Below are 24,982 nucleotides of genomic sequence, written 5' to 3' on the forward strand. Positions count from 1 at the left end.
CTCGGTCTTGGGGTAGGGCTACGACCGCTTTGACAGGGGGGGTTGGGGGCGCGGGCGGCTCCTCCCCCCCGCCCAATGCGAGGTAGCCGCCCGACAGCATGATCAGCACGATGCCCGCCAGCGCGATGCCATCGGGCGGGCGCTGGAAGACAAAGGTACTGATCAGCACGGCGAGCAGCAGTTGAAAGTAATTGAGCGGCGCGAGCGTGGAGGCGGCAACGCGCCGGAAGGCGGCCAGCAGCAGCAACTGGGCCAGGCCGCTGCAGGCGCCACCGGCCATCATCAGCAAGATGTCGGGCGCGGGCGGCATGACCTCAGGCAGCGTCGCCAGCGCCGGCACGCCGGTCACCACCAGGCAGATCAGCGCGGTCCAGGCATAGAGCACCGGCCCGGCGACCACGCCGGCCAGCCGGCGCGTCAGCAGCTGGAAGGCGGCGTAGCATACGGCCGAGACCATCATCAGCACCGTGCCCACGAGCGGCAGGTCGCCGCCGGGCCGCACGATCAGCAGCATGCCGCCAAAGCCGGCCAGCACCGCCGCCCACTGGGCGCGTCCCACCCGTTCGCCCAGCACCGCCGGCGACAGCGCCACCATGATCAGCGGCGCGGTGAAGTAGATGGCGGTGGCCTCTGCCAGAGGCATGTGCACCAGCGCGGCCATGAAGCAGCTCGCCACGATCCCAAGCGCCAGCCCGCGCGCCAGCAGCAGCCACTTGCAGGGCGTGCGCCACAGCTTCAGGTCGCCTTCGCGCACCAGCCACACCAGCGCGATGACGCTTACCGACACATAGCGGGTGAGGTTCATCATGGGCGCCGAGTGGTCGCGCAGCATCCATTTGCAGAAGGCGTCGTAGCTGGCAAACGCCACCAGCGCGCAGAAGAACAGCGCGATGCCATCGCGGCGCGCACTCGCCGTGGTGAGCCGTAGCGAAGGATTGGCCGGGCCGGTCATCAGGCTGCAGCCTTGTTGCCACCATGGCCGCTATTGCTTCCCTTGCTGCCGGCCGGGAGCTCACGCTCCAGCGCCACCATGGCGCGCTCGAACCGCGCGAACAGCTCGTCGATCTGCGCCTCGGTGATGATCAGCGGCGGGCAGAACGCAATGGTGTCGCCCATGGCGCGCACGATCAGGCCGTGCTCCTGCGCCAGCTGAGCCAGGCGCGGGCCAGCCTTCAGGGCCGGGTCGAAGGCGCGCCGCGCCGCCGGATCCGCCGCCAGTTCGACCGCGCCCAGCAGGCCGACCCCGCGCACCTCGCCCACCAGCGCTCGCCCGGCATAGGCCCGCAGCGCTTGCTGGAAGCGGGGCGCGATGGCGTTCACGTGATCGAGGATGTGGTCATCCTCATAGACGCGCAGCGTCTCCAGCGCCACCGCCGTAGTGACCGGATGGCCCGAGTAGGTGAAGCCATGGCCGAAGGTGCCGATCTTGCCGCTGTTGGCGGCAATGGCCGCATGCACCTTCTCCGACACCATCACCGCCGAGATCGGCATGTAGCCGGAGGACAGCGCCTTGGCGCAGGTGAGGATGTCGGGCCGCATGCCGTAGGTGGTGGAGCCAAACATCGCGCCGGTCCGGCCAAAGCCGCAGATCACCTCGTCGGCGATCAGCAGGATGTCATGGCGGCGCAGCACGGCCTGGATCTCGGCAAAGTAGGTGGCTGGCGGCACGATCACGCCGCCCGCGCCCATCACTGGCTCGGCGATGAAGGCGCCGATGGTGTCCGGGCCCCCCGCCTGGATCAGTGCTTCGAGCTCCTGCGCCAGGCGGCTGGCGAACGCCGCCTCGCTCTCGCCCGGCGCGCCGTAGCGGTAGTGGTGCGGGCAGCCAGCGCGCAGGATGCGGTCGATGGGCAGGTCGAAATCGCGGTGATTGGCCTGCAGGCCGCTCAGGCTCGCCGCTGCCACGGTGACGCCGTGATAGGCGTTGGTGCGCGCGATGATCTTTTTCTTGTCCGGTTTGCCGATGGCGTTGTGGTAATACCAGACCAGCTTCACGGCGGTGTCATTGGCCTCCGAGCCGGAGTTGGCGAAGAACACCTTGGACATCGGTACCGGCGCCATCGCCACCAGCTTCTCGGCCAGCATGATGGCCGCCGGGTTGGAGCGATGGTTGAACGTGTGATAGTAGGGCAGCGTGCGCATGGCCTGCACGCCGGCCTCGATCACGCGCGCATGGCTGAATCCGAGCGAGCTGCACCACAGGCCGGACATCCCCTCCAGGTAGCGCTTGCCCTGGTCGTCCTCCACATAGATGCCGTCGCCTTTGGTGATGACGAGCGGGCCGACGCCGGGGTGGGCGGCCAGGTTGGTAAAGGGATGCAGATGGGCCGCGATATCGTCTGCGGCAAGGGCGGCGTGGGAGGGCAAGGCGACGGTCATGTCAGTGACGTCCTGTTGTTGGTATCGGGTGTGTCGGAGTGCTGGGGCAGCGGCATGCCAAGGTCAAACGCGTCAATATCAATATCCCTGTGCCGGGTCGACTGCCACGGCAGGTCGCTGCCCGCGGCGCAGCTGGGCCAGATTATCCAGCGTCTGGCGCGCGATCGTCGCCGGATCGGTGCGGGCCGCGACATGCGGCGTGACGTTGATGCGCGGATGCCGCCAGAACGGATGCCCGGATGGCAGCGGCTCGTGCTGGAAGGCATCCAGCGTGGCCGCGCCCAGCGTACCGTCGTCCAGCGCGCGCAGCAGGTCGGCCTCGACCAGGTGGCCGCCCCGGCCTACGTTGATCAAGTGCGCGCCGCGCGGCAGGCGGGCGAACAGGTCCGCGCACAGGAAACCCTGCGTCTGCGCGGTGAGCGGCAGCAGGCAAACCAGCGCGTCGCAGCCCGCCAGGAAGGCATCCAGGCCGTCCTGGCCGTGGAAGGCTTCCACGCCCTCGGGCAGGTCCGCCTTGGGGCTGCGGCTCCAGCCGCGCACCGCATAGCCCACCGCCTGCAGCGCGCGGGCGCTGGCAATGCCCAGCGTGCCCAGCCCCGCAATGCCCACCCGGTGCCGCGACGGCGCCACGATGGGCTGCTCTTGCCACTGCCCGGCCGCCGCGCTGGCCAGATAGGCGCCCATGCTGCGCTGGTGCTGGATCACGGCCCACGTCACGTAGGCCGTCATGGTGCCCGCCATGGCGGTATCCACGATGCGGCAGACGGTTGGCCCTGGCGGCAGGTCCGGATCGCTGCGCAGGTGGTCGATGCCCGCGCCCAGCGACTGCACCAGGCTCAGCTTGGGCATGGCCGCCAGCAAGCCGGGCGGGGGCGCCCAGCAGACCGCGGCATCGATGTCGTCAAGCGTGCCCAGGTCGGCGCCCACGCGCAGGTCCAGCCCGGGCGCCGCCGCGCGGAAGGCGGGTACCAGGTAGTGCATGTCGAGTACGCTGCTGAGCAGTGCCACACAGGGAGGCTTGGTTGTCGTCATGTCCATCTTGTTGCGTGTTCCGGCCAGATTGTCGAGGTCGGTGCGGGTCATGCGTAGCCCCCGACCGCTTGCAGGCGGGCTGGCTCTGGTGTTTCTGGTGTCTCGGGTGCCTGCGCTGCCTCCTGCACCCGGGTCAGGCGCGGGATGGCTTCGATCAGCTTGCGCGTGTAGGCATGCTCGGGTGCGCTCAGCACGCGGGCCGTCTCGCCGTACTCGACCACCTCGCCGCGCTGCATGACGGCGATCTTGTCGCACATCTGCGCGGCCACGCGCAGGTCGTGGGTGATAAAGACCATAGCCAGCTTGAACTGCTCGCGCACTTTGGCGAACAGCTCCAGCACCTGCGCCTGCACCGACACATCCAGCGCGGAGACGGGCTCGTCCGCCACCAGCAATTCCGGCTGCATCGCTAGCGCCCGGGCAATGCCGATGCGCTGGCGCTGCCCGCCGGAAAACTCATGCGGGTAGCGCTCGGCCGCCTCCGGCCCCAGCCCGACCAGCCCGAGCAGCTCCAGCGTGCGCGCCTGTGCCTCCTGGCGCGATACGCCCTGCGCGATGGGGCCGGCAGCGATGGCCGCACCGATCCGATGCCGGGGATTGAGCGAGGCATAAGGGTCCTGGAACACCATCTGCAGCTTGCCGCCCGCGCGCTGCAGCAGCCCGCCGCCTTGGGACAGGTTGCGCCCGTTGATCACGATGCGGCCGCTGTCGAACGGCGCCAGGCCCACGATGCAGCGGCCCACCGTCGATTTGCCGGAGCCCGATTCACCCACCAGCCCGAGCGTTTGCCCGCGCAGCAGCTCAAAGTTCACGTTGCGCGCGGCTTGCACCTCGCGCCCGCGCCGCAGCAGGCCGCCACCGGTGCGGTAGGTCTTGCACAGGTCCTGCACCTGCAGCACGCGGTTGACCTCCACCTGCACGGGCGGCTGGCGCAGGTGCCCGCCGGGAATGGCGCTGATCAGCTTGCGGGTATAGGAATGCTGCGGATCGGTCAGCACGCGCGCGGCCGGCCCGGTCTCGACGATGGTGCCGGTCTGCATCACCACCACCTGGTCGGCGATCTCCGACACCACGCCGAAATCGTGCGTGATGAACAGCACGGCCATGCCGCGCCGCTTTTGCAGCTCGCGGATCAGTTGCAGGATCTGCGCCTGCGTGGTGACATCGAGCGCGGTGGTGGGCTCGTCGGCGATCAGCAGGCGCGGCTCCAGCGCCATGGCGCACGCGATCATCACGCGCTGGCGTTGCCCGCCCGACAGGCGGAAGGGGTAGCTGTCATACAGCAGCTCCGGATCGGGCAGGCCCACGTCGGCCAGCGCCGCCACGATGCGCTTGCGCTTCTCGGCCGCGCCCAGCCGCTGGTGCGCGTCGAACACTTCGGCGATCTGGTCGCCGATGCGCATGACCGGGTTGAGCGCCGTCATGGGTTCCTGGAACACCATGCCGATCTTCTGCCCGCGCAGCTCGCGCATGGCGTCGTCATCCAGCTGCAGCAGGTCCTGGCCCTCGAACAGGATGCGCCCGGCCACCGGCTCCACATGGGGCCGCGGCAGCAGGCCCATCACCGCATTGGCGATCATGGACTTGCCGGAGCCGGACTCGCCCACCACGCACAGCGTCTGGCCCGCTTGCAGCGTCAGCGAGGCTGCCTGCACTGCCAGCGCGCGGTCGCCGCCGGCAGGCAGGCGGATGCTCAGGTCCTGGATATCTAGTACCGGTGTGCTCATCGTCCACTCCCGCCAAGGCGCGCATTGAGCGCGTCGTTCAGGCCTTCGCCCACCATATTGAGCGCGAGCACCGTCAGCAGGATGGCCGTGCCGGGGAACACCGCCATCCACCAGGCCTGGCGCAGCACGGTGCGCGCCGAGCCCACCATATAGCCCCAGCTCATGTGGTTCGGGTCGCCGAGACCCAGGAAGCTCAGGCTGGATTCCAGCAGGATGGCGGTCGCCACCATCAGCGAGGCCATCACGACGATGGGCGAGCTGGCATTAGGCAGGATCTGCGACAGGATGATGCGCGGTGTCGATTGCCCGGCCAGCTTCGCGGCTTGCACAAAGTCGCGCTGGCGCAGCGTGAGGAACTCGCTGCGCACCAGGCGCGCCACCGGCGGCCAGGACACGATGGCGATCGCTGCCACGATGGAGCCGATGGACGGCTCGAAGATCGCCACCAGCACCAGCGCCAGCGCAAAGCTCGGCACCGCCTGGAACAGCTCGGTGAAGCGCATCAGCGCCGCATCGATCCACCCGCCGAAGTAGCCGGAAATGGCGCCCAGCGTCACGCCGATCAAGAGCGAGACCACCGTGGACACCACGCCGATCAGCAGCGAGATGCGCGCGCCGTGGATCACGCCCGCCAGGATGTCGCGCCCCATGGTGTCGGTGCCCATGGCAAAGCCGGGTTCCTGCATCGGTTGCAGGAACGGCTGCTGCACCATGTCCCAGGGATCATGCCCGGCCATCCACGGCCCGAACAGCGCGAGCACGGCAAAGCCCACCAGTACCACCATGCCGAGCACGGCTGCCTTGTTGCGGCAGAACCGCCGCCAGAAAGTGTTTTTCATTGCATCTCGATCCGCGGGTCGACCAGCGTGTAGACAAAGTCGGTCAACAGGTTGAACAACACGGCCATGGCCGCGGTGACCAGGAAGCAGCCCAGCAGCAGGTTGTAGTCACGCTGCAGCAGGGCGTCGAACATCAGGCGGCCAATGCCCGGCCAGGCGAACACCGTCTCGGTCAGCACCGCGCCGCCGATCATGCCGCCGGCCTGGATGCCGGCCAGCGTCACCACCGGCAGCAGGGCGTTGCGCAGGATGTGGGCGCGCTGGATGCGCCCGGGCCGCACACCCTTGGCGCGCGCGGTCTTGACGAAATCCATCTGCGCCACCTCCAACATCGAGGCCCGCGTCATGCGCGCATACACCGCCATGTAGAACAGCGCCAGCGTGAGCGCGGGCAGCACCAGGTGCGTGGCAATGTCGAACACCAGCGCCAGGCCATGCAGGTCCGCCCCCACGGTGAAGTAGCCAAAGCCGGGCAGCCAGTCGAGCTTGACCGAGAACAGCAGCACCGCCATCATCGCCAGCCAGTACAAGGGCGTTGCGTAGAACACCAGGGCGAACAGGGTGATGGCGTTGTCCACCCAGCTCCCCGCGCGCCGGCTAGCCCACGCCCCCAGCACCACGCCGAACAGCACGGAGAGCAAGAAGGCGCTGCCGGTCAGGATCAGCGTGGCGGGCAGGCGCTGCAGGATCAGGTCCAGCACCGGCTGCTGCTGGCGGTAGGAGTAGCCCAGGTCCAGGTGCACCACGTGGCCGAGGTAAGTGGCAAGCTGCTCCGGCACCGGTTTGTCCAGCCCGAACTGCGTGCGCAACTGCGCCACGAACTGCGGGTCGGAGGCCCCGGCCTCGCCAGCCATCACCGAGACAGGGTCTCCCGGCGCGGCCCGGATCAGCAGGAAGTTGACGGTCGCGATGACCAGGATCGCGATCACGCCCTGTACCACCCGGCCTAGCATGCGCTGCGTACGACTCATGGCTTTGCCCCAGAGATAAAGATGACTGCCATCACGCCAGCCAGGCGCGGCCGATGCCGTCGTTCAGGCCAATGCCGGAACTGATGGGATTGTTGATGCGGCTGCGGTACAGCGTGGGGAAGTTGAGCTCGTGCAGCCACACCACCGGCATCTCGTCCACCAGGATCTTCTGCACTTCGTGGTAGATCGCTGCGCGCTTGACGGGGTCGATCTCGCGCGCGCCAGCCTGGAACAACTCGTCGACCTTGGCGTTGCGGTAGCCCTCCACATTGTTGAAGGGCGAGCCTTGCGCGATGTTGTCCGAGGTGTAGTTGCGCGCCACGCCCAGCGCCGGGTCACCGTACTGGTAGACATAGGTGAAGGCCAGGTCGTAGTCCCATTTGTTCAGCCGCTCGCCCCAGCCCGCCACGTCGGTGGGGGTCATCTCGATCTTCACGCCGGCCTGCTGCAGGTTCTGCCGAACGATCTCGGCGGAGCGGGTCCAGGTTTCGCCGTAGGGCAGGGGCAGCAGACGCAGGGTTTCGCCCTTGTAGCCGGATTCGGTCAGCAGCTGCTTGGCGCGAGCCAGGTCGCGCGGATACTTGGCCACGTCGGTGCTGGCGTACTTGATATGGCTGTTGAAGGGGCCGGTGGCGCTCTTGGCATAGCCTTGCCATGCCACCTTGGCGATCGCGTCGCGGTCGATGGCAAAGGCCAGCGCCTGGCGGAACTTGATGTTGTCCATCGGCGCCTTGCGGTTGTTGACCCACAGCCACGAGTGCGGCGCGAAGAACTCCCAGCCCTTGGTGGTGACCTGCACGCCGGGCAGCTTGCTCAGGCGCGCCACGTCGAAGTACTCCACCGCGCCGCCGGGCACCAGGTCGACCTTGCCGGACTCGAACGCCGCGGCGCGCGCCGAGGCATCGGGGATCACGTGGAAGTACACGCTGTCGACCAGCGGCACGTCGGGTTGGTGATACGCGTCGTTGCGCACCAGCTGGATGTACGAGCCGCGCACCCATTCCTTGAACTTCAGCGGGCCAGTGCCGATGGGCTTGGCGTTGGCCGGGTTGGTCAGGAAATCCGTGCCCTCGTAGATATGCTTGGGCACCATGGGCATGGTGCCCACTTCGAAGATGCCGAGGAACGGGCTGAACGGGTACTTCAGCTTGAACTCCACCGTGAGCGGGTCCACCGCGCGGATGCTCTCCACCGCAGCCAGGTTGGCGCGCAGCCGGGCGTGGGTCTTGCGCAGGAACACGTCGGCGGAGAACACCACGTCGGCCGCGGTAAACGGCTTGCCGTCATGCCAGGTGACCTTGGGCTTGAGCTTGAATGTGTACACGGTGCCGGCCGGGTTTACCGTCCAGGAGGTCGCCAGCGCTGGCTGCGGCTCCAGCTTTTCGTCGTAGCGCAGCAAGCCCTCATAGATGTTGCCGGAGATCAGCTGGGTGGGGCCATTCTGGGTAATGCCGATCATCAGGCCGGAAGGCTCAGGCTGGACGAGCGCGTTGATCACGCCGCCTTTCTTGCCGGCCGCGAGGACGTGGAAAGGCACACCGGCGAGCGACAGCCCGGTGGTGGCAACACCCATTTTGATCAGTTGGCGACGATTCATTGCGGAACTCTCCTGGGGGCTAGGGATGGGTAACTGGCAAGACGGAACTGGCAACACAAAATGGCGAAAGCGCGCGGGGCGGGCAGGGCAGGCAGGGCGTCACTCGCGGAACGACGTGGCAGCGGCCGGCTCCAGCCGCTCCCGCAAGGCGCGCCATTCCCGCGCGTACGGATCGGCCGCGCCGGGCAGGCGGTTGGTGTCGCCGCTCTCGTACTGGCGCGCGGTCTTCTCGCAAATGGCTGGCGGCACCGGATTGACGCGCTGGCCGCTGGACTGGATCGCCACCTGCACGCGGCAGGCGCGCTCCAGGTTGTGCATCAGGATGAAGGCCTCCGCCACGCTGCGGCCCAGCGTCACCAGGCCGTGATTGCGCAGGATCAGGGCGCGCTTGTCCGGGCCGAGATCGGCCACCAGGCGCACGCGCTCCTCGTGGTCCAGCGCAATGCCTTCGAAGTCGTGGTACGACACGCGGTCATGGAATTGCAGCGCCCACTGGTTGGAGGGCTGCAGGCCACACGCCAGTGACGATACGGCCACGCCCGCCACGGTATGCGTATGCAGCACGCAGACCGCGTCATGCCGGGCGGCATGCACGGCGCTGTGGATGGTGAAGCCCGCCGGGTTCACGTCTTGCCCCGGCGGGCCGCTGATGATGTTCCCATCCAGGTCGATGCACACCAGCGAAGACGCGGTGATATCCCGGAACAGCATCCCGAACGGGTTGATCAGGAAGCGGTCCTCGGTGCCCGGCACCCGGGCCGAGATATGGGTGTAGATGCTGTCGTCCATGCCGTACAGGGCGACCAGGCGGTATGCGGCGGCGAGATCCTCACGCACCTGTTGCTCGGCCTCGGAGATGGCGGGAACCAGGCGGGAAGAGACGTTGTTGCCCATGTTTGTGTTTCCTTGGATTGGCGATTAGGTCACTGTAGGTCGATGGTCAGCTGTCGACAGTTGGCACTTATACCGATTACGCAAAGTTCAGGCCACGTGTTCAATTTGCAGCCGCATATGTTGCAGTGCGAGATGCAAGGCGTTGATTTTCAAGGGAATGCGGGCTTGCCTTGGCGTGGATGGCGGGCTGCCGGGCGGCTTCGGCGGCTTGCCGGGGGAATGGTGCCATGCGCAAAAAATGGGCACCGGCAGCAGGGTTTCGGGATTGGCGAGCAGGAATGGGGCGCGGCGCACGGTTTGGTGGCGTGCAGAAAATCCAGCGTCGGGATAGGCGGTCAGGGTGTCCATGTGTCTCTTATGACACATGGCGAGCGAGCAAGCGCGGCCTGGCGTGCTCGCGGGGCGCAGAAACGCCGCCGCCGGAGATATAAGAAGGGTTCCGGGCTGGAGTATGCGAAGATGCGCGCACAGCGGCGCTGCGAATACGCGCGGCCGGCTGTCTGGACCTGACCCCAGTCGCACCCACGACTTTCCGCCTGCGGCCTTGCCCCTGGTTCAGTTCTTTCCCGAAGCATGCTGCCTTCCCGCTGGCCTCAAGGCCACCACACGGCGGTCATGCCCGTCGTGTTTTCCGCTCGCTCTCACCCCTGCGCCGTCCAACCGCCAAGGCCCAACCCCCCAAGCCTCAGCCCCGGTAGCGGGCGCCAATTGTCCGTCATCGTACCGACACCGCACGCCATCCATGGCAACGTGCCCGTAGCGGTCAGGTCCATGCCAAACGGCGCGGCTACATTCGCATCGGGCTCGAAGATTCCGGTCCCCTGGCGAGGTATCGGCGGCGGCCTGGCCCATTACGCGGAGTCGGGAAAGGAGCGTTCCATGCTAGGAACCGTATTACTGGTCGTGCTGGTGCTTGTCTTGCTCGGTGCCATGCCGACCTGGCCGCATAGCCGTTCCTGGGGCTACATGCCCAGCGGCGTGCTGGGCCTGCTGCTGATCGTGGTGCTTGTGCTGGTGCTGATGGGCCGCCTATAGGCGAGAAAGAGGCGAGAAAGCTCGCCTTGGCGCAACAGTCCGCGAAGCGATCGCGTGATGGCCGGCAAGCTTCAGGCTTGCCGGCCAGCCGTTTTTAAGGAGGCGAACCCGTCTCCCGATCCCCGTTGGCAACCAAGGCGCCCATGTATTCAGTGCTAGGCCGTACGTTCGAGTACGCATCCATCCCTTCGCCGTGGGACAGCAAGGCGCCAGTCCGGGAGGAGCTGTTCGGCATCGAGCGGCTGGAGCAGCATGCGCAAAGCCTTGCCGCCGCCCAGCCCGTTACCGCCAAGCCCCCGCGCGTGCGCACGCTGCGCAGCCGCCTCAACGACAATGCCGAAGTACTGCTCGCGGCCTACCGGGCCAGCGCGGCGGAGCTGGAGAGCGGCAGGGCCGTGGTGCCCGCGGCCGAGTGGCTGCTGGACAACTACCACCTGGTGGAAGCGCAGATCCGCGAGATCCGCGATGACCTGCCGCCTGGCTACTATCGCCAGCTGCCCAAGCTCAGCGAGGGTCCCTTCGCCGGCTATCCCCGCGTATTTGGCCTTGCCTGGGCCTTTGTCGCGCATACCGACAGCCATATCGACCCGGACACCCTGCGGCGCTTCATTGCCGCCTACCAGCGCGTGCAGCCGCTGACCATCGGCGAGCTGTGGGCCGTGGCCATCACGCTGCGCATCGTGCTGATCGAGAACCTGCGCCGCCTGGCCGAGCAGATGACCGCCGGGCGCATCGCCCGCGCCGACGCGGACGATCTGTCCAGGCAACTGCTCAAGTCGGGCTGCGCCCGCTCGGCGCTCGACACGGATATCGCCTCGCGCGCCGCCGCGCCGTTGTCGGAGCTGTTCGCCGCGCAACTGGCCAAGCGCCTGCGGGACCAGGACCCACGGACCACGCCAACCCTGGGCTGGCTGGAAGAGCGGCTCGGCCGGCAGGGCGCATCCATCGAGGACGTGGTGCGCCACGCCCAGCAGCGCCAGGGCGCATCCAACGTGACCGTGCGCAATGTCATTACCAGCATGCGGCTGATATCGGATATCGACTGGGCCGAACTGTTCGAGAGCGTGAGCCTGGTCGACGCGCGTTTGCGCGATGGCAGCGGCTACGCCGACATGGACTTCCCCACGCGCAATCTTTACCGCAGCGCCATCGAGCAGCTCGCGCGCGGCTCGCCTGCCTCGGAGCTGGAGATTGCCGAACTAGCGCTGGCCACGGCCCGCGCCGCGGCGGCAGGCACCGCCGATGCGGCGCAGGCGCAGCGCATCGGGGACCCGGGATATCACCTGATCGCGCAGGGCCGGCGTGCCTTCGAGCGCGCAATCGGCTTTCGTCCCCCGGCGCGGCTGCGGTTTTCCCGCCTCAATATCGCGCTGGGCATTGGTGGCTATGTGGGCGCCATCCTGCTGGTCACCCTTGCCCTGCTCGGTGGATCGCTCTGGTTGCTTGCGGCGGCGGCCATGCCGGCGCTCTCCAGCGGCTGGCTTGCGCTGATCGGCTGCCTGGGCTTTGTCCCGGCCAGCGAGGTGGCAACGGCGGTGGTCAACCGCGGCATCGCCTGGCTCTTTGGCGCATCCATCCTGCCGGGGCTTGAGCTCACGGCGGGCGTGCCGCCAGCGCTGCGCACGCTGGTGGCGGTGCCTACGCTGCTATCGGGCGAAGCCAGCCTGCGCGAGCAGATCGAGCGCCTGGAGGTGCACCATCTCGCCGGCGCCGGTGGTGACCTGACCTTTGCGCTGCTCACCGACGGCACCGACGCCGGCCAGGCCGTCATGCCCGGCGACGCGGCCTTGCTGGCGGTGGCGGCCGAAGCCATCGGTGCGCTGAATCGCCGCTACGGGCCGGGCCCCGCCGGCAACCGCTTCCTGCTGCTGCACCGGCACCGCATGTTCAACGCCGGAGAAGGCAAGTGGATGGGCTGGGAGCGCAAGCGCGGCAAGCTCCATGAACTCAACCGCCTGCTGCGCGGCGCCACGGACACCAGCTTTGTTGCTGTCGATGGCGCGCCGCCCCAGGTTCCGCCCGACGTGCGTTACGTGATCACGCTCGATGCCGACACGCGCTTGCCGCGCGACGCGGCGCTCCGGCTGATCGGCAAGATGGCCCACCCGCTGAACCGGCCAAGGTTCGACGAGACGCTGCAACGTGTCATTGGCGGCTACGCCATCCTGCAGCCACGCGTCACGCCATCCCTGCCGGTGGGGAGCGAGGGCTCGTTCTATCAGCGCATATTCTCCGCGCCAGGCGGCATCGATCCCTATGCGGCGGCCGCGTCGGACGTGTACCAGGACATCTTCGGTGAGGGTTCCTATACCGGCAAGGGCATCTATGACGTGGATGCCTTCGAGGCCGCGCTGCGCGGCCGCGTGCCGGCGAACGCGGTGCTCAGCCACGACCTGTTCGAGGGCATGTTCGCCCGTGCCGGGCTGGCCTCGGATATCGAGGTCGTCGAGGATTTTCCCGCGCGCTATGACGTGGCGGCCAAGCGCCAGCATCGCTGGACGCGTGGCGACTGGCAACTCCTTGGCTGGATCGTGCGCGGCCGCAAGGGCAGCCAGGCGGTGCCGATGCTCGGCCGCTGGAAGATGCTGGACAACCTGCGGCGCTCGGTGCTCGCACCGTCGCTGCTGCTGTGCTTTGGCGCGTGCTGGCTGCTGCCGCCGGGCGCGGCTTTGCGCGGCACGCTGCTGTTGCTGGCGGCCATGGCGATTCCCGCCCTGTTGCCCGGTGTGTTTTCCGTCATTCCCCATCGTGCCGGCATCCAGCTGCGCACCCACGTGAGGATACTGTGGGACGACCTGCGCGCCGCCGTGGCGCAGGTGCTGCTGACGCTGGCGTTCCTGCCCGACGTGGCCTGGCGCATGAGCGACGCCATCGCGCGCACGCTGGTGCGGCTGCGCTTGACCCGCCGCCACCTGCTGGAGTGGACCACGGCCGCCCAGTCCATGACCAGCCCCCGGCTTGACCTGGCCGGCTCCTACCGCCAGATGGCGGGCGGCGTCTTGCTGACGCTGGCGCTGCTGGCGGGCACGCTGGCCTTCGCGCCCGCGTCCTGGCCGCTCGCGCTGCCGCTTGGATGGCTCTGGCTGGCCGCGCCCATGCTGGCGCTGTGGGCAAGCCGGGCACCGAAGGTGGCACGGCGGCTGGTGGTGTCGGATGCTGACACGCGCGAGCTGCGCCTGACCGCGCGCCGCACCTGGCGCTTTTTCGAGACCATGGTCACGCCAGCGGACAACATGCTGCCGCCCGACAATTTCCAGGAGCGCCCGAAGCCGGTCCTGGCGCACCGGACCTCGCCCACCAACATCGGCCTGTACCTGCTATCGGCCATCGCCGCGCGCGACTTCGGCTGGAGCGGTACGGCGGCCACGGCCGCGCGGCTGGAAGCAGCCTTCGCCGCCATGCAAAAGCTGCAGCGCTGCCATGGCCACTTCTATAACTGGTATGGCACGCAGGATCTGCGTGCCCTGACGCCTGCCTATGTTTCATCGGTCGACAGCGGCAACCTGGCTGGCCACCTGATTGCGCTGGCCAATGCCTGTGAGGAATGGACCCATGCCGAGGTGACGCCGGATTTCCGGCTCGGCATGATGGATACCGTCACGTTGGCGCGCGAGGCCATTGCCGGGCTGGCGCTGGCGGGCGGCGAGCGCGCCGGCAAGCTCGGCGAACTCCTGGAACAGGTCGAAACCCAGCTTAACGGCACGCAGGGCACGCAGGGCACGCAGGCCATGGCCATGCTGATGCCCGCGCTCAAGCGGCTGACGGAAAAAGCCGCCGCGATCGCCAGCGACATCCTGCCCGCCACCGGCGACGACAGCCTTGGCGACCTGGCCTTCTGGGTGCAGGCGCTGCGCAAGGCCGTGGCCGAGCACGAGCAAGACCGGGTAGAGCGGATCGAAGCGCCGGACCTGCTCGGCGCGCGCCTGCAAGCGCTGGCCGTCGTTGCGCGCGACATGGCGCTGTCGATGGATTTTGCGTTCCTGTTCGACGAAGAGCGCAAGCTGCTTTCGATCGGCTACTCGCAGGACGACAACCGGCTCGATGTCAGCTGCTATGACCTGCTTGCGTCGGAGGCCCGTCTTGCCAGCCTGTTTGCCATCGCCAAGGGCGATGTGTCGACACGCCACTGGTTCCGGCTTGGGCGCACGGCCACGCCGCTGGGCAATGGGTCGGCGCTGATCTCGTGGTCCGGGTCGATGTTCGAGTACCTGATGCCGTCGCTGATCATGCGCGCGCCGGCGGGCAGCCTGCTCGAGCAGACCAACCGGCTGGTGGTGGAGCGCCAGCAAGGCTACGGCCGCGCGCTGGGCGTGCCATGGGGCGTGTCCGAATCCGCCTACAACGCGCGCGACATGGAGTTCACCTACCAGTACTCCAACTTCGGCGTGCCAGGCCTGGGCCTGAAACGCGGGCTTTCCGACAATGTGGTGATCGCACCTTACGCGAGCGGGCTGGCCACCATGGTGGATCCGCAAGGCGCGCAGCAGAACTTCGCGCGTCTCGCGCGGATGGGGGCAAAGGGGCGCTTCGGCTTCTACGAGGCCATCGATTTCACCCGCTCCCGGCTGCCCGAGGATGAGGCGTTCGCCATCGTGCGCAGCTACATGGCCCACCACCAGGGCATGACCATCGTGGCGATCGCCAACACGCTGCACGGCGGCCAGATGCGGGAGCGCTTTCACCGCGAGCCGATGATCCAGGCCACCGAGATGCTGCTGCAGGAGCGCATGCCGCGCAACGTCGCCATTGCGCATCCGCGCGCCGAAGAGGTGAAAGCGTCCACGATGGAGTCCGGCAGCGAGGATTCCACGGTGCGCAGGCTTGCGGGCTATGCGCCCGGTGCGCCCGTCACGCATCTGCTGTCGAACGGGCGCTACGCGGTGATGCTGACCGCGGCCGGCGCGGGCTACAGCCGCTGGCGCGACCTGGCGGTGACGCGCTGGCGCGAGGATGCCACCCGCGACGACGCTGGCAGCTTTATCTTCCTGCGCGATACGCAAAGCCGTGCCGTCTGGCCGGCCGGCGCGCAATTTGCCGGCGGCGATACGGACGATGGCGAGCAGGGCAGCGAAGTGGTCTTCGCAGAAGACCACGCGGAGTTCATCCGCCGCGATGGCAGCCTGGTCACCACGCTCTCCATCCTGGTCTCCGGCGAGGATGATGGGGAAGTGCGGCGGGTTTCGCTGGCCAACAGCGGGCGGCGCGCGCGCGAGATCGAGCTGACCTCGTATGCGGAACTGGTGCTGACCGTGCCGGCGGCCGACGCCGCGCATCCGGCCTTCTCCAAGCTGTTTGTGGAAACCGAATACCTGCCCGAGTTCGGCGCGCTGGTTGCCACGCGCCGCCCGCGCTCGCCGACGGAGCCCACGATATGGGCCGCCCATTTCGCCATCGTCGAAGGCGAGGTGGTAGCGGATCCGCAGTACGAGACCGACCGGGCGCGCTTCCTGGAAGCGGGGCAAACGGGCAGGATAGCGCACGGCGTGCGGCATGGCCGTGCGCTGTCCAACACCACGGGCACGGTGCTCGACGCCATCTTCTCGCTCAGGCAGCGCGTGCGGGTCGCGCCAGGCGGCGTGGCGCGCATCGCATTCTGGACGCTGGTGGCGCCCTCGCGCGCCGCGCTGCTGGATCTGATCGACAAGCACCATGACCGCAGCGCCTTCGAGCGCGCCAAGACCCTGGCCTGGACGCAGGCCCAGGTCCAGTTGCGCCATCTCGACGTCAAGGCAGACGAAGCGGCCGATTTCCAGCGCCTGGCCGCGCCGATCCTCTACGCCGATCCCCGCTTTCGGGGTTCCTCCGAGGCCATAGCCCGCGGCGCGGGCCCGCAGTCCGGGCTTTGGCCGCACGCCATCTCCGGCGACCTGCCGATCGTGCTGCTGCGCATCGACGAGATCGAGGATATGGCGCAGGTGCGCCAGTTGCTGCGCGCGCACGAGTACTGGCGCATGAAGCGGCTTGGCGTGGACCTGGTCATCGTCAACGAGCGCGCGTCGTCTTATACGCAGGACCTGCAGAACGCCATCGACACCGCGGTGCGCAGCAGCCAGTCGCGGCCACGCTTTGGCGATGAGCTCGCCCAGGGCTCGGTCTACACGCTGCGCGCCGACCTGATGCACTGCGATGCCCGCGCGCTGCTCTTGTCGGTGGCCCGCGTCGTGCTGTCCGCGCGCAGGGGGGCCATTGCCGAACAACTTGGCCGGGTGCCCCAGGCGCCGCAGCGCGCCGCGCCCATACGCCGCCGCACGCCACCACGGCCCGCGCCAATGCCAGCGCCAGCCACGCCGGCGCTCGAGTTCTTCAACGGCCTCGGCGGCTTCGACAAGGACGGGCGGGAGTATGTGATCGTGCTTGACGGCGCCGCCACCACACCCGCGCCTTGGATCAACGTGATCGCCAACCCCAGCTTTGGTTTCCATGCCTCGGCACAGGGCAGCGGCTATACCTGGGCCGAGAGCAGCCGCGAGAACCAGCTCACGCCCTGGTCCAACGACCCGGTGCTGGATCCGGCCGGCGAAGCGTTCTACATCCGCGACGAAGACAGCCTTGAAGTCTGGAGCCCGACCGCGCAGCCCATCCGCGACGCAGGCACCTACACGGCCCGCCACGGCCATGGCTACAGCCGCTTTGCGCACCACGCGAACGGCATCGCGGCTGAGCTGCTGCAGTTCGTCCCGCTGGAAGACCCGGTCAAGATTTCACGGCTGACGCTGAGCAACCTGACCGCCGGGCGCCGCCGGCTGTCTGTCACCGCCTACGTGGAGTGGGTACTCGGCACGTCGCGCGGCGCATCGGCACCGTTCATCGTGACCGAGCGCGACGAGGCCACCGGCGCGATGCTGGCGCGCAATCCCTGGAGCTCCGCCTTCCCGGGCCGGGTCGCCTTTGCCGATCTCGGCGGCAGGCAAACGGCCTGGACCGCCGACCGCACGGAATTCCTCGGCTACAACGGCGGCGCCGAGGCGCCGGCGGCCCTGCTTGGCACCACGCCGTTGTCCGGCGCGGTGGGCGCGGGGCTGGATCCGTGCGCCGCGGTGCAGTGTGTCGTGGAGCTTGCCGCGGGCGAGACGCTCGATATCGTCGCGTTTCTCGGCGAGTGCGGCTCGGCCGGGGCGGCGAGGGCGCTGATCGCCCGCTATCGCGCTGCCGATCTCGACGCCGTGCTCGATGCCGTGACCGGGCACTGGGATAGCCTGCTTGGCGCCGTGCAGGTCAGCACGCCGGACCGGGCAATGGACATCATGCTCAACGGCTGGCTGCTGTACCAGACCCTGGCCTGCCGCATCTGGGCCCGCTCGGCCTTCTACCAGGCGAGCGGTGCCTATGGCTTTCGCGATCAGTTGCAAGACACCATGGCGCTTACCTTCGCCAAGCCGGCGGCCACGCGCCAGCACCTGCTGCGTGCCGCGGCCAGGCAATTTGCTGAAGGCGACGTCCAGCATTGGTGGCTGCCGCACACCGGGCAGGGCGTGCGCACGCGCATCTCCGACGATTGCGTCTGGCTGGCCTTCGCCACGGCGACCTACATTGCCGGCTCTGGCGATGCGGCGGTGCTGGATGAGGCGGTGTCCTTCCTCGACGGGCCGGTGCTCGGCGCGGATGAGCATGACGCCTTCTTCCAGCCGATGACCGGGGAGGCGTCGGCCTCGCTGTTCGAGCATTGCGCGCGCGGCATCGAGCGATGCCTTGCCTTGACCGGCGAGCATGGCCTGCCGCTGATCGGCGGCGGCGACTGGAACGACGGCATGAACCGGGTCGGGGCCGGCGGCAAGGGCGAGAGCGTGTGGCTTGGCTGGCTGCTGATGCGCACGATCGCACTCTTCGCGCCGCTTGCCGAGGTGCGCGATGCCGGGCGCGCAGCGCACTGGCGTGCCCACGGGGCAATGCTGGGCGCGGCATTGGAGCGCGACGGCTGGGACGGCGAATGGTATCGCCGTGCCACTTTCGATGACGGCAGCTGGCTGGGTTCAAAGACCAGCCAGGCCTGCCGGATCGACGCCATTGCCCAGTCGTGGGCCGTGCTGTCGGGCGCCGGGGATCCCGTGCGCGCTGCCACCGCCATGGCGGCCATGGCCGAGCACTTGGTGCGGCGCAACGACGGCCTGGCGTTGCTGTTCGCGCCGCCTTTCAATGGCGCCTCGCCCGATCCTGGCTACATCGAAGGCTATCCCCCGGGCGTGCGCGAGAACGGCGGGCAATACAGCCACGCCGCGATGTGGTCGGTGCTTGCCTTTGCCCGTCTCGGCGCGGGCGCAAAGGCCGTGGACCTGTTCTCGATGCTCAACCCCATCCACCACGCCAGCACGCCCGCAGGCGTGCAGCGCTACAAGGTCGAGCCGTACGTGATCGCGGCCGATGTGTATTCGGTGGCGCCCCACATCGGGCGCGGCGGTTGGACCTGGTACACCGGCGCGGCCGGCTGGATGTATCGCGCCGGGGTGGAAGGCATCCTGGGGATTCGCCGCGAAGCGGGCTGGCTGATCGTGGCGCCGAGCATTCCGGCGGCGTGGCCTGGGTTTGAGGCGACGGTGTGCCTGGGGGCGTGCCACTACGACATCCGGGTGCAGACGCTGGCGCCAGGCGCGGGCGGCGCGCATGCCGTCCTCGATGGGCTGGCGGTGGCATGCGGCGACGGTGCCGTGCGCGTGCCGCTGGACGATGGCAGGCACAGGCTGCTGGTATGCATCCCGGCGGCGGCTGAGTAGGGAGCTATAGGGCGGAATGGGGCGGAATGGGATGCATGGGATGCATCTGGCGATGCCCGGAGAAGTCTTTCCGGGAATCGCTTGACTCCTCGGGTAATAAGCTTATGATGTGTCCAATTGCTGCATTGCAGCAAAACGATGATGCCGCTCACGGAACCTTCTTCGACAGCGTTGGATCATCCCCAGGAGACTATTTCATGGCACATCCCACCCAAGCTCAATTCTTCGGCGTCCAGCAAGCTAACCTGGACCTGTTCCTGGCCTTGGTCGGTCCCCTGGCCCGTGGCGCGGAGAAAATCAACGAGCTGAACATGCAGGCCGTCAAGAGCAGCCTGGCGGATACCACGAACTACGTCCGCGAATCCAGCCAGCAGCCGGTTGGCGCCGGCATGTCCGGCCTCAAGCCGGAACTGGCGAATGGGTTTGCCCAGAAGATGAACGCCTATGCCGGCCACATGAACGAGATCTTCGCCAGCACCGGCGCAGAGTTCGCGCAGGAAGCCCAGCGCCAGATGAGCACCTACGCCGCGCAGACCCAGGAAGCCATGGCGTCGTTCGGCCAGAACCTGATGTCGAGCGCCGGTGGCGCGTTCCCGGCTGCCGGCGCGAGCGCGCCGAGCTGGGTGGCAGCCTACGAAACGGCCATGAAGCCGATGCGCGACGCCTTAGAGAAGGTCATGCCCGCCACGGCTGCCAAGTAAGGCCAAGTCTCAGGCGAAGCCGCTGGCCGCTGTGAAGCAAACGCCAGTAGCAAGGAAAAACTGCGCCCATGTGGCGCAGTTTTTTTGCAGCAATCAGCCAGCGGGTGGTGCCAATAGAACGGCCTCCACGCGCCGGCGCAGCACCGGCAGCAAGTCCCGCGCAAACCAGTCGTTGTGCTTGAACCAGCCCTGGTTGCGCGGCGATGGGTGCGGCAGCGGAATAAAGCGCGGCCCATGCGCGCCAAAGGCCGCCACGGTAGGCGTCACGCCACCGCGCGCCGCCGCTCCCAGGAAACGCCGCTGCGCATACTGCCCGACCAGCAAGGTCAGCTCGATCTCCGCCAGGCACGCCAGCAGCGCATCCATCCACAACGGCGCGCATTCCTTGCGCGGCGGCAGGTCGCCGCTGGCGCCACGGCCCGGATAGCACAGGCCCATCGGGATGATGGCAATGCGCGCGGCATCGTAGAACACCGTCTTATCCACGCCCATCCACTCGCGCAGCCGGTCACCGCTGGGATCGTCCCAGGGAATGCCGCTGGCATGCACGCGTGTGCCTGGCGCCTGGCCGACAATCAGGATGCGGGCGCTGGCGGCTGCTTGTACCACCGGGCGGGGACCAAGCGGGAGGTGCGCTTCGCACAGGCGGCAGGCGCGTACCTCGGTCAGCAGGGTGTCGAGGTCGGTCTTGCCCTCATCGCTTGCGGCGCAGGCAGCGACGGACGCTACGGGAGTGACGGGAGTTCCGGGAGTTCCGGGAAGGACGCGCTTCATGTCCGGCAAACGTGAACGGGATAGTCGTGCCGATGGCGCCCAGTGTATGCAGTTCGGCGAGGTTTGCCAAACAAGGCAGGTGCGCAAGGGGGTGCAATGACCACAAAAGGTGGCCGGGCGGCCACGGAGCCTTTCCAGATTGCGCAAGCGGGCCGCGCCGAAGCACGGCCCACCCGCGTGGCGCTTCCAATCAGAAGCGGTGACGCATGCCCACGCCAAAGCTGTCGCCGTGCGACTGGTCGCTCAGCTTGTCGTAGAAGTACGCGGCATACACGTCGGTGCGCTTGGACAGGTTGTAGTCGTAAGCGAGGCCGGCCGTGTTGCGCTTGAAGTCCGCGACACTGTTCTTGGTCTTGTCGTACGCATAGGAGACCAGCACGCTGCCGTTGCCCACCGGGATCGAAGCGCCAACCTGGCCGTTGGTGTGCTTGATGTCGCCCGTGGCGTTGTTGACGTCGCTCTTGATGTACTGGCCCTGTGCGAACAGCTTGACCACCTTGAAGTCGTAGCTCACGCCGACCTGCACGGCGTTCTGCTTGTCGAAGCCGGCCAGCGCCGTGGGCGCGGTCACATCGCCCGGGGTGCTGTTGAACTTGACCTGCTGGAACGCTACGGTGGCGCCGAAGTTGCCGTTGAAGTAGAGCACGTTGCCGCCCCACTTGTTCTTGCCGACGCTGCCTGCCTGCTCGCCGAAGGAGTAGATCGCGTTGGCGGTCAGGCCGCTAAAGTTCGGCGTGGAGTACACCAGCGAGTTGCTCCAGCCCGAGTCGCCGATGATGCCCGGGTCATAGACGCGGCCATTGCTGGCCGAGAAGTAGGTGTGGAAGATCGCCGGCGAGAACACGTAGGAGTCCACCAACGGGTTGAACAGGATGGTCGAGATGAAGTAGGGCGTGGTGTTGCGCCCGAGCTTCACCGTGCCAAGCGTTGCGCTCTGCAGGCCGACAAAGGCGTTGCGGGTAAACAGCGCATCGCCGTCGAAGCGTCCTTGCTTGCCGGTGTCCGGGCGCAGGAAGCCGTTCAGGTCGAAGATCGCCTTCAGGCCGGTGCCAAGATCCTCGGTGCCCTTGATGCCGAAGTACGAGGTTTGCATGCCGCCGCTGTTGACGCCGTAGGCGCGGTCCGCACCGCCGGCCTTGGTGGCGCCGACATAAGCGTCAACCATCCCGTAAAGCGTGACGCTGGATTGCGCCATGGCGTTGCCGCAGATCAAGGCTGCTGCCATGACTGCCAGTTTCACGACCGGCTTGAAATTGTGTTGCATAAAGACCTCCGTGGTTGACCCGTTTTCTCTCGTTGCTGGCTCTGTCGCATTCACTGGGCACGACAACACCCCTCCGGGGGCAAGCCCCGGCTATCTAAAAACGCGTGCTCCTGAAATGGCTGGCGCGGGATGGCGCCGGTACGCTAGCGCCGCTGGCTCATGCTTGCTGCCAGCTCACGTGCGCGGCCACCACCTGCCAGCCTTCGGGCAGCCGCACCCAGCTCTGGCTCTGGCGGCCCAGGCGCGGCTCGCCGGTGCGGCGAAAGGCGATATTCGCGACGGCGAAATCGTCGCCGAAGGTGGTGACGCTGCGCTCGGTGATCTCGCGGGCGAGGCCGTTTGCCGGGCGCGCCGCGCGGAACGCGCGGATGGCCTCGATGCCGTAGAGGTTTTCGCCCGCGCCGTAGCGCAGCGTGTGCGGGCTTTCCCAGAACAGCCGGTCGAGCTCGGCGACGTCGTTGCCCACCAGCGCCCGTTCATAGGCGTCGAAGGCGGCTTCCACCTCGGCGAGGATGGCGGGATCGTTGATTCTCATCTTGCTTTCGTGGGTATCCGGAGCGGCCCGGTAATGCTGCCTGGCATGACTGCGATGGATGCAGTTTGCGGCAATTCGATTGCATACAACCAGCACTTATTTCTTCTCATGGCGCACGCAATTTGTGTGCACTCGCTGTTGCATGTGCCGGCTCGCCGTGCAAGCCCCGGCCACGCATCAGGCGGCCTCGGCCAATGGCTGGTGCAGGCCGGTCAGCGCGGCCTTCAGATGCTCGGCAAACGCCGCCGCCGCGGGCGGCAGGCTGCGGCCCTTGCGCGCGCCCAGCACCAGCCGCCCGCCGCACAGCTCGGGGTCGGACAGGGGCACGGCAATCAGCGTGCCCTGGCGCGTCTCGCGCAGCGTGCCAGCCTGGAACTGGAAGCAGATCGCGCCGGTCTGGCGCGCAAAGCTCTTCAGCATCTCCACCGTGGTGGCTTCCAGCATCACCCGCAGCGACAAGCGGTTGCGCGCGCAGATCGCCTCGATCAGCCGCCGGCTGCCAAAGCTCTCTGGCCCGAGGGCCACGGGATAGGGCTGGCAATCGGATAAACGCAACGTGCGCCGGCTCGCCAGCGGATGGTCCGGGCGCATCATCGCGCAAAAGGGCTGCGCGGATACCGCCAGTTCGTGCAGGAAGGTTGTCGGGGGCGGGTCGTGCGCTAGCAGCAGGTCGGCCTCGTCTTCCTTGAGCGCGGCCAGCAGGTCGCCGGAGTTGCCTACCGCTACGCGAAACTGCACGCCGCGGTGGGTGGACTGGTAGCGGCCAATGACTTCAGGCAGGAAATCGGTGGCGACGGACTCGACCGTCGCCATGCGTACGGTGCCCCGCACCAGCCCGCGCAGCTGCTCCATCTGCGCGGCGGCCGAATCCAGATCCGCGAGGCTGCGGCGCACGGTGGCGATCAACACCTCGCCAGCCGCGGTCAGCCGCACGCCGCGGGGCAGGCGCTCGAACAACGCCGTGCCGATATCCTGCTCCACCTCCAGGATCTTCCGGTTGAGCGCGGTGGAGGCGACGTGGAGTTGTTCGGCGGCCTTGCGGATCGACCCAACGCGGGCCACGGCGTCAAGATAGAGATAAAGGCGGGGTGGGTGGAGCATGGCGGCGTGCGCTCGGGCGCTAGTGAGAACGATCCGCTCTCACTAGCAAGGATCGTGCACGCGCCGACGCTACGCGGGCAGCCCGGTCCCCGTGACAGGGCCAACGCCATGGCCAAAGCCAGCGCCAGCGACGGAGCCGCCGCCATGGCAGGGCAACGCGACCTGGCAGTAGAGCTGGCGCAGCGCGCCCAGCGCCGACGCCCGGTCCTGCTCCGTGGCATCGCCCAGCATGAGGCCAGCGGCGTGCGGGGCCACTGACATCACAAAGCGCAGGCGTTCAAGCCGGGCCGCTTCAAACGTGGTCAGCCAGGCGCGCGGGCTGGTCTCGCCACCGGCCAGCGAAGTGGCGATCAACTCGGCGGCGCTGCAGGCATCCTCGATGGCCTGCGCCACGCCCTGGCCAAGCGGTGGCGCCATGGCGTGGGCGCTGTCGCCCAGGTACATCACCTGCGCGTGCGGCTCGGCAAAGCGGATGCCGCACGCCTGCATGCGGTACCAGCAGATGGCATCCACATTGGCGCAAAGCGTATCGATCAGCCAGCCAGCCTGCGGCCCCGGCCTGGCGTGTGCAGGCGTGTAGGCGGCGCGTAGCGCCTGCGGGCCGATGCCCGCGTGAGGTGTCTTTTGCGTCTTTTCGCCGGGGGCCAGCGGCAGGCTGCCGGCGATATTGATCCGCCCGTCCGGCAAGCGGAAGGCCAGCAGGCGGTTAGGGCCGTTGCACCATTGTTCGTAATCGTCGATCCGGCCGGCGCCGGCGTCCGGCACCAGGAGGCGGAACAGCAGGGCACCAAGCTGGTGCATCCGGGGCTGGCTGTCAAACGCGCTTCGGATCGGCGAGTCACGGCCATCGGCCGCGATCAGCAGGTCGATGTCGTCAAGCCGGTGTTGTTGGCCATGCTGTTCCCAGACGACGTAGCTGCGTGCCGGATCCTGCGGGCTGGCGCCGCACGCCAGCAGCTTGCAACGGTAACGCACGGTGTTGCCGGCGGCCTGGCGCAGCACGCGGTACAGCGTGGCGCGCAGGATGCGCACGCCGCCATGGTCCGCCACGCGTGTGAGCGGCAGGTCCAGCAGCACCTCGCCGCTGCACAGCGACACACGCCAGTGATCCCAGGGCAGGCCGGCCTCGCCAATGGCGCTGGCCAGCAGCGGGTCGCGCATGTGCAAGGCCTTGATGGCGTTGGGGCCGATCACCAGCCCGGCACTTGCGTGGTCATCCGGTGCAACCTGCTCCAGGCAGGTGACTTCCAGCCCGGCTTGCATGGCCAGCGCGCGGGCCATGATGCTGCCGGCCACGCCGGCGCCGACGATGACAATGCGTTTGGTGGGGATCCTGGGCGTCATAAGCGTCATGGGCGCCAGTTTGCGCAAAAGGACTGCACGCAACCAGCACCGATTTGGTCTCATGGCGAGCGCGCATTGTGT

The 24,982-nt window shown here is 67.8% G+C and carries 16 protein-coding genes and 1 pseudogene; 3 read left to right on the top strand and 14 right to left on the bottom strand.

The features are described 5' to 3' along the window. Nucleotides 1-73: 73 nt before the first annotated feature. From AC1RQK_RS00065 to AC1RQK_RS00105, 9 genes and pseudogenes are all read right to left on the bottom strand, one after another. Nucleotides 74-952, bottom strand: a pseudogene (locus AC1RQK_RS00065) (DMT family transporter); the annotation flags it as partial. Then, nucleotides 952-2,379, bottom strand: coding sequence for an aspartate aminotransferase family protein (locus AC1RQK_RS00070; protein ID WP_492807011.1), 1,428 nt, complete (start codon nucleotides 2,377-2,379; stop codon nucleotides 952-954). The gene AC1RQK_RS00070 and the pseudogene AC1RQK_RS00065, both read right to left, overlap by 1 nt. 78 nt (nucleotides 2,380-2,457) lie before the next feature. Further along, nucleotides 2,458-3,462 carry a 2-hydroxyacid dehydrogenase gene (locus tag AC1RQK_RS00075; RefSeq protein WP_492372087.1) on the bottom strand — a complete coding sequence of 335 codons (1,005 nt, stop codon included), beginning with the start codon at nucleotides 3,460-3,462 and terminating at the stop codon, nucleotides 2,458-2,460. Next, complete coding sequence (locus tag AC1RQK_RS00080) at nucleotides 3,459-5,138, bottom strand: dipeptide ABC transporter ATP-binding protein (RefSeq protein WP_492807013.1); 1,680 nt, start codon at nucleotides 5,136-5,138, stop codon at nucleotides 3,459-3,461. Before AC1RQK_RS00080 ends, AC1RQK_RS00075 begins: the two co-directional genes overlap by 4 nt. Then, a complete protein-coding gene (locus tag AC1RQK_RS00085; protein ID WP_174428021.1) occupies nucleotides 5,135-5,977 on the bottom strand; it encodes an ABC transporter permease in 843 nt (280 codons plus the stop codon). Before AC1RQK_RS00085 ends, AC1RQK_RS00080 begins: the two co-directional genes overlap by 4 nt. Beyond that, nucleotides 5,974-6,948 carry an ABC transporter permease gene (locus AC1RQK_RS00090; protein WP_043354633.1) on the bottom strand — a complete coding sequence of 325 codons (975 nt, stop codon included), beginning with the start codon at nucleotides 6,946-6,948 and terminating at the stop codon, nucleotides 5,974-5,976. The genes AC1RQK_RS00085 and AC1RQK_RS00090 overlap by 4 nt, the downstream gene beginning before the upstream one ends. Nucleotides 6,949-6,979: 31 nt before the next feature. Continuing rightward, a complete protein-coding gene (locus tag AC1RQK_RS00095; RefSeq protein ID WP_492807016.1) occupies nucleotides 6,980-8,545 on the bottom strand; it encodes an ABC transporter substrate-binding protein in 1,566 nt (521 codons plus the stop codon). 99 nt (nucleotides 8,546-8,644) lie between these two features. Next, complete coding sequence (locus AC1RQK_RS00100) at nucleotides 8,645-9,439, bottom strand: class II aldolase/adducin family protein (protein WP_492807017.1); 795 nt, start codon at nucleotides 9,437-9,439, stop codon at nucleotides 8,645-8,647. Nucleotides 9,440-9,526: 87 nt separating this feature from the next. Continuing rightward, nucleotides 9,527-9,787, bottom strand: coding sequence for a hypothetical protein (locus tag AC1RQK_RS00105; protein ID WP_492807018.1), 261 nt, complete (start codon nucleotides 9,785-9,787; stop codon nucleotides 9,527-9,529). A 531-nt stretch (nucleotides 9,788-10,318) separates the two neighbouring features. On the opposite strand from AC1RQK_RS00105, the gene AC1RQK_RS00110 reads away from it, so the two are divergent. The 3 genes from AC1RQK_RS00110 to AC1RQK_RS00120 all read left to right on the top strand — a co-directional run bounded on the left by AC1RQK_RS00110 (nucleotide 10,319) and on the right by AC1RQK_RS00120 (nucleotide 19,883). Continuing rightward, nucleotides 10,319-10,474 carry a DUF3309 family protein gene (locus AC1RQK_RS00110; protein WP_183032690.1) on the top strand — a complete coding sequence of 52 codons (156 nt, stop codon included), beginning with the start codon at nucleotides 10,319-10,321 and terminating at the stop codon, nucleotides 10,472-10,474. Between the two features lie 143 nt (nucleotides 10,475-10,617). Continuing rightward, nucleotides 10,618-19,182, top strand: a complete 8,565-nt coding sequence (locus AC1RQK_RS00115) for a GH36-type glycosyl hydrolase domain-containing protein (protein ID WP_492807019.1) — start codon at nucleotides 10,618-10,620, stop codon at nucleotides 19,180-19,182. 197 nt (nucleotides 19,183-19,379) lie between these two features. Continuing rightward, on the top strand, nucleotides 19,380-19,883 hold the full coding sequence (locus tag AC1RQK_RS00120; RefSeq protein ID WP_492372092.1) for a phasin family protein: 504 nt from the start codon (nucleotides 19,380-19,382) through the stop codon (nucleotides 19,881-19,883). Between the two features lie 93 nt (nucleotides 19,884-19,976). Here AC1RQK_RS00120 and AC1RQK_RS00125 read toward each other — a convergent pair whose 3' ends face one another. From AC1RQK_RS00125 to AC1RQK_RS00145, 5 genes are all read right to left on the bottom strand, one after another. Next, nucleotides 19,977-20,657 (bottom strand): uracil-DNA glycosylase family protein, encoded by a 681-nt coding sequence (locus tag AC1RQK_RS00125; RefSeq protein WP_492807020.1) that lies wholly within the window; start codon nucleotides 20,655-20,657, stop codon nucleotides 19,977-19,979. 190 nt (nucleotides 20,658-20,847) lie between these two features. After that, nucleotides 20,848-21,921, bottom strand: a complete 1,074-nt coding sequence (locus AC1RQK_RS00130; protein WP_492372096.1) for a porin — start codon at nucleotides 21,919-21,921, stop codon at nucleotides 20,848-20,850. Between the two features lie 157 nt (nucleotides 21,922-22,078). Then, nucleotides 22,079-22,456, bottom strand: a complete 378-nt coding sequence (gene hpxZ / locus AC1RQK_RS00135) for an oxalurate catabolism protein HpxZ (RefSeq protein WP_458765397.1) — start codon at nucleotides 22,454-22,456, stop codon at nucleotides 22,079-22,081. 177 nt (nucleotides 22,457-22,633) lie between these two features. Next, complete coding sequence (locus tag AC1RQK_RS00140; protein WP_174428014.1) at nucleotides 22,634-23,557, bottom strand: LysR family transcriptional regulator; 924 nt, start codon at nucleotides 23,555-23,557, stop codon at nucleotides 22,634-22,636. Nucleotides 23,558-23,626: 69 nt separating this feature from the next. Next, entirely contained in the window at nucleotides 23,627-24,910 is a 1,284-nt protein-coding gene (locus AC1RQK_RS00145; RefSeq protein WP_492807022.1) for an FAD-dependent oxidoreductase, read from the bottom strand. Nucleotides 24,911-24,982 lie beyond the last annotated feature (72 nt).

It is taken from the genome of Cupriavidus sp. GW822-FHT02D05, assembly GCF_058802485.1.

Excerpts from the sequence above, each read along its gene's own strand:
- AC1RQK_RS00145 (WP_492807022.1), bottom strand. The coding sequence starts at position 24,910 with ATGACGCTTATGACGCCCAGGATCCCCACCAAACGCATTGTCATCGTC.
- AC1RQK_RS00120 (WP_492372092.1), top strand. The coding sequence starts at position 19,380 with ATGGCACATCCCACCCAAGCTCAATTCTTCGGCGTCCAGCAAGCTAAC.
- hpxZ (WP_458765397.1), bottom strand. The coding sequence starts at position 22,456 with ATGAGAATCAACGATCCCGCCATCCTCGCCGAGGTGGAAGCCGCCTTC.
- AC1RQK_RS00075 (WP_492372087.1), bottom strand. The coding sequence starts at position 3,462 with ATGACCCGCACCGACCTCGACAATCTGGCCGGAACACGCAACAAGATG.
- AC1RQK_RS00130 (WP_492372096.1), bottom strand. The coding sequence starts at position 21,921 with ATGCAACACAATTTCAAGCCGGTCGTGAAACTGGCAGTCATGGCAGCA.
- AC1RQK_RS00115 (WP_492807019.1), top strand. The coding sequence starts at position 10,618 with ATGTATTCAGTGCTAGGCCGTACGTTCGAGTACGCATCCATCCCTTCG.
- AC1RQK_RS00080 (WP_492807013.1), bottom strand. The coding sequence starts at position 5,138 with ATGAGCACACCGGTACTAGATATCCAGGACCTGAGCATCCGCCTGCCT.
- AC1RQK_RS00140 (WP_174428014.1), bottom strand. The coding sequence starts at position 23,557 with ATGCTCCACCCACCCCGCCTTTATCTCTATCTTGACGCCGTGGCCCGC.
- AC1RQK_RS00095 (WP_492807016.1), bottom strand. The coding sequence starts at position 8,545 with ATGAATCGTCGCCAACTGATCAAAATGGGTGTTGCCACCACCGGGCTG.
- AC1RQK_RS00085 (WP_174428021.1), bottom strand. The coding sequence starts at position 5,977 with ATGAAAAACACTTTCTGGCGGCGGTTCTGCCGCAACAAGGCAGCCGTG.
- AC1RQK_RS00105 (WP_492807018.1), bottom strand. The coding sequence starts at position 9,787 with ATGGACACCCTGACCGCCTATCCCGACGCTGGATTTTCTGCACGCCAC.
- AC1RQK_RS00100 (WP_492807017.1), bottom strand. The coding sequence starts at position 9,439 with ATGGGCAACAACGTCTCTTCCCGCCTGGTTCCCGCCATCTCCGAGGCC.
- AC1RQK_RS00070 (WP_492807011.1), bottom strand. The coding sequence starts at position 2,379 with ATGACCGTCGCCTTGCCCTCCCACGCCGCCCTTGCCGCAGACGATATC.
- AC1RQK_RS00125 (WP_492807020.1), bottom strand. The coding sequence starts at position 20,657 with ATGAAGCGCGTCCTTCCCGGAACTCCCGGAACTCCCGTCACTCCCGTA.
- AC1RQK_RS00110 (WP_183032690.1), top strand. The coding sequence starts at position 10,319 with ATGCTAGGAACCGTATTACTGGTCGTGCTGGTGCTTGTCTTGCTCGGT.
- AC1RQK_RS00090 (WP_043354633.1), bottom strand. The coding sequence starts at position 6,948 with ATGAGTCGTACGCAGCGCATGCTAGGCCGGGTGGTACAGGGCGTGATC.